This is a genomic window from Chitinophaga filiformis (assembly GCF_900102545.1).
In the GTDB taxonomy this organism is placed as follows: domain Bacteria; phylum Bacteroidota; class Bacteroidia; order Chitinophagales; family Chitinophagaceae; genus Chitinophaga; species Chitinophaga filiformis.
Map to the genome: position 1 here is coordinate 1,245,110 of NZ_FNBN01000002.1, position 14,499 is coordinate 1,259,608.

At 47.4% G+C, this 14,499-nt stretch carries 3 protein-coding genes; 1 reads left to right on the forward strand and 2 read right to left on the reverse strand.

Going from position 1 to position 14,499, the window contains the following annotated elements:
* The first annotated feature begins 40 nt into the window (after positions 1-40).
* Complete coding sequence (locus BLR32_RS11525) at positions 41-11,974, forward strand: LysM peptidoglycan-binding domain-containing protein (protein WP_089831731.1); 11,934 nt, start codon at positions 41-43, stop codon at positions 11,972-11,974.
* A gap of 120 nt (positions 11,975-12,094) precedes the next feature.
* On the opposite strand, the gene BLR32_RS11530 is transcribed toward BLR32_RS11525, so the two are convergent.
* Together BLR32_RS11530 and BLR32_RS11535 are read right to left on the reverse strand one after the other, a co-directional pair.
* A complete protein-coding gene (locus BLR32_RS11530) occupies positions 12,095-13,357 on the reverse strand; it encodes a M57 family metalloprotease (RefSeq protein WP_089831734.1) in 1,263 nt (420 codons plus the stop codon).
* A gap of 204 nt (positions 13,358-13,561) precedes the next feature.
* Positions 13,562-14,425 carry an EamA family transporter gene (locus BLR32_RS11535; protein ID WP_089831736.1) on the reverse strand — a complete coding sequence of 288 codons (864 nt, stop codon included), beginning with the start codon at positions 14,423-14,425 and terminating at the stop codon, positions 13,562-13,564.
* Positions 14,426-14,499 lie beyond the last annotated feature (74 nt).

Below are 14,499 nucleotides of genomic sequence, written 5' to 3' on the forward strand. Positions count from 1 at the left end.
TAGCAGGTAACAAAAACGCTAACTTCTAATAATTAATACAATGCCATCATTCCAGGATTTAGTAGCACTCTTCACACAGGGTACAGCAGTAGTGGACGAGCATTCCCAGGCTTCATATGTAAACATACTGGGTGATATCAGGGAAGAAACGGAACTACGCTTTTATGTGGATGCTACCAGGAACTTCGGGCACCAGGCCACGACGGTCAATATTATGAAGCGTATTATTGATACTACATCGTACGCCGGCAGCATTGTAGTATACTATGCGGGAGGAATCGATACCGCCGATAAACTGGCTATCTTATTGCCTGATCTGGATCCGTTGCATATTGAAATGGCAACAATAAGTTATGGCACCTGTAATAACATTACGTTCAAGGCCTTCCCTGCTACTGTTACGCCAGCGCTCATTAAATTTGGTTTTACAGGCGGGGCAGACAGTACCAGCACTAATTTCGCGGAACAGCTGAACGTTCAATATTTCCTGCGCCTGGAGCCTTACCTCTGGGAAATACTCACGAACGGCGGTGTAACAAGCGCCGTACAAACAATCGGCAGTCCCGACAAATTCAATCTTTCCGGAGCATCTCTTCATTTCAACAGTCTTGCTTATAAATTTACCCGGGAGGCTGTTGCCAGTGTATCCCCAGGGATATGGTCATGGTATATTGAACAACAGACTTTCGATCGCGACCTGGCCATCTGTACAAAAAACGTAAAATCTGTTTACGATGCCTATTCCGTTAATCCTTCAGCCATGAGCCTATGGCCGGTTTACGGGCTGCACCAGTTCAAGGAAGATGCGGGAGAGATGAGCCTTAATCTTACATTATCAGCACTCAATATTATACAGACGGTCGACAAACCACTGGTCATCCTGCATTTCAGCGATCCGAAAAGAGCTGATATCTTCCAGTACCTTGATGCGCTTGCAACCGACATTAACAATGGTATCAAAGAGTTGACCAATCTGAAAAAGGCGATATCCGCCACTTATATTGATAACGATTTATTTAATGGGTACTCTCCTTCCAACCTGACTGCATTAATCAATAAACTCACTCAGTATGTTACGCCGGCTATCGACAACAGGTATACGCTTGCGTTGCTGAAGGGTTATACTGACGGGTATTACGTTGATATATCTGCTGATATCTCCCGCGAACTGGCCAATGCTACCGGTAAACAGATCTTTGTGATCTCTATCGGTGCTGTGCCGATGGATGTATATAATTATTTCTATGGAAACGCTACCCTGCCCGGTATGTTTGAAGGCCAGGGAACATCCAGCCTGGTGATCAGTCTGGGTAAGCCATTTATGCAGGTGCCCAAGAAAGGTGTTAATGATGCTACTAATTATCCCTCTACGCTTGCAGCCAGCAATTATGATACAATTGCACAAAGCTGCAAAAAATGGGTAACGACAATAAGGGATTTGAGCTTCGATGCATACCTCAAAAAGAAGGCGCCGCTGCTTCCTGCCGTCTACCTGGACCAACTTGGTGTTATAACAACTACTACCCTTGCGTCGACCGACTCTTCCCAGGATCTCAATCACTACTTTGCTGCGCTGGGGACCTATTACCAGGAAGATATACACGACAAACTGATGATGGGGTTAGTGGGAACAAACGCAGTGATATCCGGCAGTGATGCAAATAAAGTGTATACCGAACGCCTGGGACTTACTGCTGATGCGGAAGGATCGCTTACATTACGGCGCCGCAGTAAGCGCTTAACTTCATCAGGGAATAATGGAGGAGCATACAGAGAAGGACAGGATATTGCAGAAGGGGAATCAGACACACTCACGTTGCAGCAGGTGTATGATCAGTTAATAGCGGCATGGTCTGATGGTAGTATTAACCTTTTGAAGGCGCTTCCCAAAACTTACTTCACCGACTTCTTTGCCAAGGTAACCGGCAATCTATTTTCTATTGCAGTGCCAAAACAAAATATCGTTGCCGAGAAGAATGGTGACACTATTACTAAAGTGACAGTATCAGGGGCTACTACTCTATCCTTCCTTGATATTAAAATGAACATTACGCTGGTTTATACCGCCGAATCGGGGCCAGTGATAGCCCAGGTTACTGCAGCGGCAGACCAGGTATGGACTATTGACAATATCCCATGGATACTGTTCAAAAATCCGGGCTTTACGATGAAAGTGAATGAGGGCGGTTTCCCGGTGCAGGGAGGCATACTCGGCACCATAGAAAGTTATGATACCAGCCTCGAACTCAAAATCGAATATCCGGTTGCAGAAAGCGCCTGGTTGATCTCCGCAGCGTTTGCGGGCAATTACCCCGGTATTGCCACTATCTACCAGGCAGCGGGAGGCGTCAACCTTGTACAGGTACTGCCAACACCACTCAATCAGCTGGCAGGTTTCGGACTGAAGGAAGTGCAGCTGATGTACAACTCCAGGTCCCTCAGCTTCGACTATATGTCGTTTGAAATGACGACTAACAGCCCATGGACGATCTCCCAGAATCCACTGTTCACCATTGCTCCTACCATTGATGTCAGCATCTATAATGTTGCAGACATCGCCAACCGCACCACTGAATTCCTGGCCACAGGATCATTTACCATTGGTAATGGTACTATCACTATGGTGGGTGGATATCCTGATTTTTCACTGAACGGCGGCCTTACGGATGGTACTATACAACTCAGTGACCTGCTGGCACTGTTTGGCGGAGAGCTGGACCTGGCTACTTCTGTTACGGAGTTCAATTACAATTATGCTCCCAGTCAGAAGTATTACGAGATAGATGCGCTGCTGGAACCTGACAAACCATTGAATGTGGCGGGGATATTCAGTATTGATAATCTCAGCTTTAATGTTAAGAGCAATAATTCCACTAACACTGTGTTCCTGGGCGGCCAGATCACGGTATTGCCCAACTCCGCAAAGATCGTGATGGCGCTTAGTGGTATTTATGCCACCAATAAAGGCTGGACATTTGCCAGCAAACAGACATCCGGCGTGGTGAAGATCGGGGACATGCTTTCGTATTATATTGGTAATAGCTGGACACCTCCTGAACAATATAACTACGGTATCGACGGACTTTCATTCACCATCAATACGGCCACCTCCTATTGGGAATTTGGTGCAAAGACAGCTACTAAATGGAACATCGAATTCCTTGGCCTGCAGGTTGACGGCAAGGCCCAGGTAGGCTATGGTAAGAAAACAGATGACGCGACTGCAGGTAACTATGGCGCTATCTCTGCAGATATTACCTGGAATAAGATCAACATTACTGCTTTCTATAATTTCAATCCCGACTACCAGGCATATGGTATTACCTGGGGCATACTTACCGGCGAGGTAGAAACAAAGGATGTAGATGGAACACCTCACCAAATTGCCACATTAAAATTCAAAGACACTACGACTATAGGAAGCCTGGTTGAAACAATGGTATCCTGGGCTACCGGCTCCGCTTTTGGACTAGCTTCACCCTGGAATGTACTGAATAGCATTCCACTCAACAATCTTTCGCTGATATATGATTTTACTGCCAACAAGGTAAGCTTTGAGGTCGGCATAGGCCCAATCAATCTTGGCTTCGTTACCATCAAAGGCATTAAGGTCTCCTACAACAGTAAGGACCCTAATCCCGACAACAATGGCGTAATTGTTACACTGGATGCAACGGCTGCATGGGGCGGCGATATACCCAGCTGGAATGCCGCCAAACCAGAAACCACGCCAGCACCTCCGGGACAGGGCAACAAGTACCTGGACCTGCGTATGCTGGCGTTAGGTCAGCATGTAACGCTCGACTGCTTTAAAACAGCGGACAATGTGCAGGCCGCGATTGCCTGTATGACTTCATTACCGGAGACCGATCCCGGGAAGATCCCTGATGTACATTTTGATGCCAATAGCTCCTGGCTGACGGGTATGGACTTTGGCCTGTTGCAGCTGGGTGGAGACAAAGCCAATGCAGTAGCACTGGCAGTAGCTACCGCTGAGGCTACACAGTATTTCATTACCATGCAGATCGTGTTTAACGATCCTTACCTCTATGCCTTACGTCTTGCATTGGAAGGCGAGCCTGCCAAGATATTCAAAGGGCTGGACTTCCAGATCATGTATAAAAAGATCAGCGACAGTGTAGGTGTGTATCAGGCAGAGATCGTATTGCCGGATGTGATGCGTAAGATCAATATGGGACAGTTTAATATTACACTGCCTGTATTCGGCATTGCGGTATTTACTAATGGCGACTTCCAGGTAGATATAGGTTTCCCCTGGAAAGAAGATTTTTCGCGTTCCTTTACTTTCCAGACGCTCATCTGGACACCGGTGGGTATCCCCATTCCTGTAATGGGATCTGCCGGCGTTTATTTCGGTAAGTTGTCAAGCGCTACGACCAACAGAGTACCTGCTGCTACGAATGGTACATTTAACCCGGTACTGGTATTCGGTTTTGGTATACAGTTCGGTTTCGGCTATTCTTTCGATGCAGGTATACTCAAGGCCGGCTTCAGTCTTACTGCGGTGGCTATACTCGAAGGGATACTGGCTAAATGGAATCCTTACCAGATCACTGATGGCAGTGGTAACAATACACAACTGGAAACATCTTATTACTTCTGGTTCCGTGGTACGGTAGGTATCATGGGTAAGCTGTATGGCACAGTGGATTTTGCTATTGTGAAAGCAGATGTGGATGTGGCTATCAGCCTGCTGGTGCAGATCACCTTTGCTCCATACGAACCGATAGAACTATCCCTGACTGCATCGGTAAGTGTGTCGCTCCGTATTACCATCAACCTGGGACTTTTCAAAATCAAGGTCAGCTTCAGCTTCTCAGCAAGGATCCAGGAAAGTGTTACTATCAAGGCTATTGGTGGAACAGCGCCTTGGACTACCACAGAACAGCTACAGCTGTTGAATGCCGGTGTCACTGTTTTACAAAGAAGAAGCAGAAGGCTATATTACGACCAAAAAGAACTGATGGCAGTACGCGATGCACTCAACCCGGTTTGGTCTAATTTACAAAAGGCAGCTGTTCCCGCTCCGCTTACTGCATATGCAGGTCTTGGTCTTACCATAGCGGGAGACAATGCCAGCACTGTATCTCAGCAACTGGCATGTTATATCGCCATGCTCTTTATTCAATCTGTGCCACCACCGCAGGACGATAAGGATAATGGTAAGCTCAAGGCATATGGTGCCGGTAACGATACCTCTTTTGAGTTGTTAGGCAAACAGGTATTCCGCTGGGCCATTGCCGCTATACAATCAGGACCAGTTACCAGTGAGCAGGTAGATGCTGCTATTGTAACCGATCTGCAGCTTGCAGCGCTGCTGGATTATCTAAGCGATACTGCCAACCCTACACCGATCACTCCTGATGATGTTAGTGCGTTCATGAGTAATCAGTTTACACTGACGGTAAGCGCACCTGACTCCGGAGAAACAGATGCTACTTATTTCCCTGTTCCACCGCAGATGTTGCTGACACTACCGGATTATGGTACAAACTATAAGGGCATTTCATATGACTTCGGCGCGTATAACAGTACTTCTACTTCTTACACAGAATACCTGAGACAATACTTTAATGAACTGGCGGTGCAGGTAGAAAAAGAAGAAGATGCAGGCAACCTGAAAGCGTTGATCATGGATGATGCCGGAGGGTTGTCTATGGCCAGCTTCATCTATAGTGATTACTTCCTGCTGATCTGCCGGCAAATGCTGCAATCGGCGAGAGAGTCACTCAAGGACTTTAAATATTACCTGCAGGACAATCAGACTGTCAATGATATTGTTAATTGGGTCAATCAAAAAGCAGGCATAGACCTGTATACGGTAGAAGCCTTGTTTACAGACAACGTTTCGGCACCGCTGAATGCAGATAAAAAGCTGCGCATAAGCGGTAGCACTTATATCGTACAGGCAACGGATACATTTGACAGTATCGCCGCGCAATCTATCTTCTACGCAGGCTTTACAGGCAAGGAACTGGCTACTGCCAATCAGGCAACGGCCAATACATTATCTGCCGGTGTGACGATTAATTATCCGGAGAAGGAACCTTATAAAACACTGGCAGGGCAATCGCTGAATGATGTGGCACAAGCCATAGGTGTATCTGTAGGCGATCTGATTAACAACGGTAATATTACCAATCTTGCTGGCTTACTGCTGCCTGTGGCCACATTAACTATTCCTTCATTCAATAGTACAACAGCAGGCGATGACACGCTGAACAAGATCGCCTCCAAATACAATATTACACAGCAACAACTGGCAGCTCCTGCTGAAAATGGTACGATCACGGATCTATTTGATAAGACAGTGACCGGCTATATCAACATAGCTAACCTGCAGCAATTCCAGGTAGGTGAACTGATCAATGAAATACAGGCTACCAATGGTCTGCAGCATTTGTCTGGTATGACTTCCCGCTATTATATGGCGGGGCTGCGACTTCCGACAAATGGTATTACACCAAACTATCCTGGCATGTGGGTAACAGATAACGGAGGCGTATTGACGCTGCCTGCTTATGCAGGGTTATATTCCCTGACAGGACAGCAATTCCAGTTACCGGATCTCGACACTGATAATTTCGATATTCAGCTATCCAAAACAGCGGCATTGAGCTGGCTGACATTCTCCGGTGATAATCCGGATCAACTGGTCTTACCACTTGTTCCCGGCTCTTTCGCCGCGCAGCAGATCAGTGCCGTGAAGGGGTATGCTACCAGCAATATTCTTGATATTGTTCTTTCTTCACTGGGTGCACAGGACGCCTTTGTTACAAAAGCATCTACCTATCCGTTCACATCACAGATCAGCTGGAACAGTGCGTCTGCCTTTACCATGCCTTATGGCGGCAATGCCGGAGGTGTGCCTGCACTGAGCCTGTGGCAATTGCCGGATACACTGTTGCAATTACCCGATCCACAGACACGCGCGGTGAATCCAAGGGTTAAAATGCAGATAGGACGGTATGATGAAGCCAGTCGCACGATGGTCAATACACCTGTTACTTATTTTGGTTATGGATCGCTGGTTTCCTTTACTATTAAGAAAGTGCCGGTAGTTACCGATAGTCCGAATACTTTGACTACGTATGAAATCATGGGGGCTGATGGCAGCAATGTAGAAGTACTGGAGAAGATGGTCAGCGGCGTTGGTAATAACAATTCACTGATCGCAACATTAACTGTTGCTTATGGTGTAGATTCTAATGGCACTACTACACAGGGTATCCAGACCGATGCACTTAACAGTCTGACGATAGGTATTGCACAGGTGAACCTGTCTACCGAAACCCGTCCTGACACCAGCCTTGGTACTATCTCTCTTGTAGCTGAGCAACAGGAAGCAATGGTATTGCTGAATGAGCCATCAGACTTTATCCGTTTGCTCTGGCAGGCGAGCATTACAAGAGGAGGCGGGTACTACCTGTATTACTATAATTCCGGTAGCAGCAGTGGCCTGCCAGACAGGATATTCAACGATAATAATGAGGCTACTATTTCTCTGCTGGTATTGTACACAGCACCTGCTGATGATGCTTTACAGAACAATGTGACCAACTACATGAACGTACTGGCTACTGGTGAAGCGATTGATACATCACATGCGGTATTGTTTGCGGAAGCCAATCCGTATGAGCGTAGCCTGTCTTCAGATAGTACACAAACATTGTCTGACCTGGCCTACAAATATTATGGCAATGTAGCAGACGTTGTTACTGATAATCAAACGCTGACATTAAGAGCTGGTAAAGCGCTGCTGGTAGACGAAGGCGTGTATGAAGTAAGGCCTGAAGGACGTGCTCCGGGTGGTAATCTGAATACAATCGCTACTTATTTCGGTACAACAGCTGATGCCATTAAAGCCGCCAATCCTTTACAGACAAGCTGGCCGGATGTATTGCCACTGTATACAGCGCTTTACCTGCCGGTACTTACAGTGACCGTAGGCAGCAGTAATGGAGGAAATACATTTGAAAGTATTGCTTCCTACTATGGAGAAGAGCTGGCAGCACTGGGAGGCAAGAACCAGGCGATAGCGGGTATCTTTGCAGATGGTCAACAGATCGTTATTAAAGGCGGACCGGATATCCGTACGTCCACTGTAGCACAGGGAGTGGCTGGTATTGCTGCAGAACGTCCGGTACCAGGAGCTATACCTGATAATCCTTCCGACCAGGATTATGGTATGTTGTTCCTGTTGAACACCTACAACATGTTATCTTACCAGGTGGCTGAGAACAATTACTTCGCCGCCAGCAATCTCGGACTTCCAGCTACACCATCCGGAGAGGCGGAAGACCCTGATACGAACGATAAGATGAGTTATCCGAAAGCATTGGCCGAAGGCGATACCTGGAGCTATACGCAATCTATCCCCTACAGCCGTTTCGCCAAGAATACTGTATTGACAGCTGGCGCAATGCCGGATCAGGCCAATAGCCCATATCGTGGACTGGGCGGTCTGCTGCAGATAGACTATGCATGGCAGGACCTGTATGGTAATCGTATTATTACCACACTGTCCCAACCATCCGGCAATAGCCAGCTGAATATGCCGCCAATGCTCACCGGCTATACGGATGCGCTGATAGGATTAAACCAATGGCCATCTGTTGCGGCATCGTGGGAAGTGAATACAGACAATGCACAAAAGCCTCAGCTGCAGTTGAATCTCTCATTCGGCGACAGCTATTATCAAGGTCTCCTATGGGCCAAAGCAGCAGGGACTACCAGCATCACAGGATGGTTCACTGAACCGCTGGATGAAACATCTGCCAATAATCCGGCAAACTATAGTCTGGATCAGGGCATCAACATCAAGAGCATCACTCTGGGCGCAGATAAACAGACGGTGACCATACAGGTGGATAATGTGCCGGAAAATCTGCTGGTGACATTAAGCATCAACAACATCAGTAATGCTGATAAGACAGAGACGTATACAGGCATTGCACAGTTCAGCTATCCGGATGTTCCGCAGGAAGCCACTTCTACGATCATTGAGCAGGCAAAGAAAGACATGGCTGTATATGAGCAGTTGTGGTATCAGTTAACGGATCCTAATGGCATTGCTTATACAGTAGATACAACACTACTGCAGCAAGGCTATACGCTCACTGCCGCTCAGATCTCAGACCTCGTGAATGTCTGGATTTCATCCATCTATCTCTTCCTCGAAAACAGGGCACAGGGACTCACTGATGTACAGGCACCTGATGCTGCACACCTGTTGACCTTCGCTATTGATACTACCAATCTGAATCCGGAGCAGATCTTCCGTCTTGATCTCAGCTTCGCCATTAAGCGCAGCAAAAACGCCGCAGCAGGCGATCTTGAAACTACCGGAGGAATACTGCAGGCAGTAACGGAAGTAGCACCGCTTTCTGATACATCAGGAGGGAATACACATAGTCTCAATACATTTGCAGCACGGTTTGAAGCGGCACTATTGCAGGCTGGTAAGTATGCACTGCGTATTGCAACAGGTACTGACCGCGAAGATGCAGGTAACAATAAAGAGACATGGGCAGTAAGACTGGGACTGGATAAAACGAACCTGACACCGGTAGCCTACACCATCAACGATCCGGCTGATCCGGATATGTTTGCACCGCGTCCGATATCCAATAAACTGGAATCTCGTCAGCAGGTACCTATCTATAATTATAATGAAAAAACAGGCATAGATTTCAATACGCCATCATCTTATGTTGATTTTACTGGCATTGATATGGACCAGTGGGGTGGTCAATTCTTCAGCAGTATTGATAATGTATTGTCGCCCGAGTTTACAGCAGCCATCCAATTAGTGGATAACAAAAAGCAGACAACCTACCTGGAAGATCTGCTGACATCTAAAGAAGCACTGGCTAATATTGTGAAAGAGTGGATGATACCAGTCTTCAAAGATGAAACGGCAAATGCTGATGCGGTAAAAGAAGCGTTTAAGCAGTCGCTGCTCGTGAAACTTGGCAATGCCTATACAACGCAGGCAGCTATCCAGTTCCATGCTACTGTAAGCGCGGATGCTACTGAAGATATAGCCCCACGTCTTTATGGCAGTATCAACCGGAACTTCAAGTATGAAGGCGTGTTGGCAGATACCGTAGACAAGACTATCGTATACCTGATATTCACCAATCCGCCCGATCAGACAGCGGCGAATATCAGCAGTAATTTTACGGCGAGTGATGGATTGACTGTAAACAGTTCCGGCGTAGATCCGCTCAATAACAGGCGAGTGAAACTGCAGCTAAGCGGACAGGCGATTCCAGACAGCACGCAGGTGACAGTAAACGCCGGCTTCAAAGATATGACCGGGAATATTGTTATGCCGCCGCTTACTAACGTCGTGCTGACAGAGATCAATGAAGGTAATAACAGTGATTCCATTACGCTTACTTCAACCAAGCTGTCGCTGCAAACGAGTAACTCGGCCACATTGCCATTCCTGATCTCATCTCCGCAGATTGTGAGAGGTAGTGGTAATGAATTATTACCTTATGTGGATCTCGATCTTAGCTTTGCGGGTAGTTCTATCGAGCACCAGATCAGTACATTGCCGAACATTGAAGGATATGAAGCATCTACCTGGCTGAGCTTCGTTACGCCGCTATCTGTCAATGACAGTCCGCTGACCGGCGACCTTGGTAAGATACAGGTACCGATGCCGATACGCGAATTCCCGGTAGCGCCTTCTATGGTAAATCAGTCGGGAGAATCTTCTGTACCGCCCGATGCCTCCAATATCAATCAGTTACTGAACTGGAACTATAATATTGCATATGCATTACCGATCCATTATCCGCAGGATCAACTGGACTTTACTATCAACTTCAATGTAGCAGACAAGGCTAATACGATGCTCCTGGGTATTGAAGATGCCTTCCCGCAACTGGCAGAATTTATTACAGTATCTCCATCTGTATATACTGTATTGGAGAAACAACTTACACAGGTAACAGCAGGCACCGCGGATGATGATCCGTTACTGAGTACAGTGTCTACCGCGCTTGCTTCCTATACAGCGCTGGTATCGCAGGTGGTTGATGCATCACAGAGCAATATGCTGGCAATGCCGCCAGGTAACATGCGGTATACCAGTACGGATGTATTGCCTTATACTTTCTATATACAAGAGGGATCGGCGACAATAGATGATGTACAGGCGCTTATTGTATCGGTACATGGCCTGCCGCCGGAAGGTATTGGGCAGCCGCTTGTCGATATCAAAGGATACGAGCGTCAGGTATATACAGATGTTTGCACGGGAGATTGGTGTTACTATTATACAAAAGATGGAAAGCCGTTACCTGCTGCTACAGGACAGGTGATACCCGACAGAACAGTAATCATTCCGACGATGAATATTCTCGCCCGGCAGGATGCGGCTACTACAGCATTCATCAGGCGGAATGTAGAACTGGTGCCAGGTAAACAAAGCAGTGAACCGTTCATCTATACAACGGGCACAGTAGAGTTTTCCAATCCTTATCATCCTACTACTGACACTGACACACCGGTAGATATATCGACGATCAATGCACCATCGGGACAGCATAATTACGCTTCGCTTACTACGCAGCTCACGAACCTATTCAATGCATTGCTGGAAGAGAACTCCCAGGATACTGTCAGCTTCCTGATGAGTTGTCAGTATACCTACCAGCTCAATGCCAGTACGGCGAATGTGGGACTGCCGGTGATCATGCAGCCGATACAAAGCATCCAGGTAAAACCTGGCGCTACGACCGGCGATAAAAAGCTGGCGGATATGATTGCGGATTGGGCAGGTAGTATCGGGGTGTGGTATAAGAGCCGGAATCCGGTTACTACTAATGCGGCCTTATGGTTCGACCTTACTATTTTCTCTAATCTTACCCAGCAGCCATTGCCACTTGTAAGGCTGAGATCTTTAAATCTGGGTGTTCAGTATATCACTGAAATGTAGACTCGACTAGTACTAGCTATCCTGGGCCGGCGTGAGATTGATGATCTTGCGCCGGTATTTTTTTGTTTGTATGGTTCAAAAAGCGGGCCTCACCCCCACTTACAAATTACCTTAATGGGCTTAGAGCGGCTGTATATACCAGCGTTGGTTACTGCCGCTCAGCCAGGCCCATTGCTGCATGATAGCGCCATCATTACCGATGGTATTGGCATCTACATCCAGCACTTTTGCGCTGCGCTTGTTATAGATAGCATAGGTACCATTACCCTGTGGCTGCAATACCCATTGCTGGTTATCACCACCCAGCCAGTCCCACTGCTGTACCTTAGCGCCGTTGGCGGCAATGATATTGGCGTCTGCATCCAATACTTTACCACTGGCTAGGCTGGTAATACGGTAGTAACCACCGCCCAGGTAGGTGAAGGACCATTTCTGGTTGGCGCCATCCAGCCAGCTCCATTGCTGTACTTTGGTGCCGTTGTCGTTAATAAAGTTTGCGTCTACGTCTACTACCTTTCCACTGGCTTCGCTTACGATCCTGTAGTTGCCGTCAGGTATCGGGTTGCTGCCAGTGACGTTGCCATAGAGGTAGTTAAGGGCGATCTGGTCGTTGGCATTGAAGGGACGGCTTACACCGGTACCGATACAAGCCAGCATCCAGCTGTTTGGATCGGCTGCGGTAGGCGTACCAGGTATATGATCAGCGCCTACGCCGGCATCACCTTCATTGCCACCGATACCACAGCTATATGCGCGGTTAAAATAGTCAGTGTGACGGAAGCCGATGGTATGACCTATTTCATGTGCGATGATTGTAGCCATCCAACCCTGATTAGGCGTATTGCCGATATAAGCTGCGTTCAGCTTGATAGGACTTGGCGGATTGCCGAAGGCATTCGGGAAGCCGGCTGACTGTCCCAGTACACCATTGCCCAGGGCTGCATTGATGATGTCTATCTCACCTCCACTGGCTACACGCTGGAAGGAAATACGCAGGCCAAGTGCATTGTAGCGGGCAATGGCTTCATCTGCGGCAGCGGTATAGGCAGCGGGCAGATTGGTAACAGATACAGTGATCACGCGATGACCGGAAGTGGCAATGATATTCCAGGTCTGGTATTGTTCTGCTTTAGCGATCACCAGTTTCCTTGGGTTCGCTTTTTCTTTCAGCGATTCGTCTGACAGGAAGATATCGCCTTCCACCACGTAACCGTCGTCCACTCTTCTTATGTCCTGGGTACTGAAGCCCAGCGATTTGATCTGTGCGATCACGTCTTTAGTGATCTCATTGGGGGACTGCTTTTGTACCTGATCTTTCTTACAGGAAAAAAGGATAAAACTGCATACGAGGGTGCATAGGAATGCCTTCAAGAGATGCTTCATTGTGTTGTTCATTTGGGTTTGGGTTAAAGAGACATAGTAACTAAAGGGGAAAGTGAGGCCCGGGGTTACTTTGAGTTTGATTTTGGTTATTTATGTTACAATACAACGCAGCCGAAGATACAAAAAAAGTGAATAGTGAAAATTATTTGTTGACGGATAATAAAAAGCCGTCTCATGATGTTCATGAGACGGCCTTCTTTAAATTTAATCCTTCGGTTTCTTTGAAAAATAAGTCACTCCCGCACTGGCTGTGATGACGCAGGCAACAGATGCCCATTGCAGGATGCTTAGATGTTCTTGCAGGAAAAGCAATCCGGAGAGCGCTGCAAATGCAGGATGCAAACTCATTAAGATACCAAAATGCTGTGTAGACAACTGCTTCAACGCCCTCATTTCAAGGGTGAACGGAATAGCGCTGGTTAATAATGCAACAGCAATGCCCATCAATAAAAGACGCAGGTCCAATGCGGCCAGATCGCCGCTGAAAATGCCAAGGGGCACGATAAACACAGTGCCAAGGCACATTCCTACAGTTACTGCATCGCCGCCTTTCATCAACCTGGAAACCTTTCCACCTAAGACAATATAACTTGCCCACAGCACTCCAGCCAGTATAGCTAACGTCGCCCCGAGGATATCGATGTTGTTATGCTGCCAGGGAGCTATCAATGCAATCCCTATGCAGGCTAAGAGTGCCCAGAGCAGATCAAGCGGTTTGCGCGACCCGAACAGTCCCAGCACCAGGGGGCCGGTAAATTCAAGCGTTACACCAAGACCGAGTGGTATCCGCCTGATGGCGAGATAGAACACCAGGTTCATCACACCGAGACAGGCGCCGTAGGCAAGGCAGTGTAGCCACTGTTTCTTATTCAGCTGACGGAAATCCGGTCTGAAGACTGCCAACAGCATTAGTGCAGAGAAGCCGATCCGCAAAGTGGTAGTACCAATTGCACCTAAGACGGGGAAAAGACATTTGGCGATGGCCGCCCCGCCCTGCAAGCTTATCATGGACAGCAGTACTAATGGTACTGCGGGAATAGTCAATTTATTCCGGGAATATTTAATCATTGAGTTGTTTTAAATGCTAAGAAATCCTTAAATCCAGCAGAAGGATGCATGCAAAACAACCCGGGCTCCGGTAC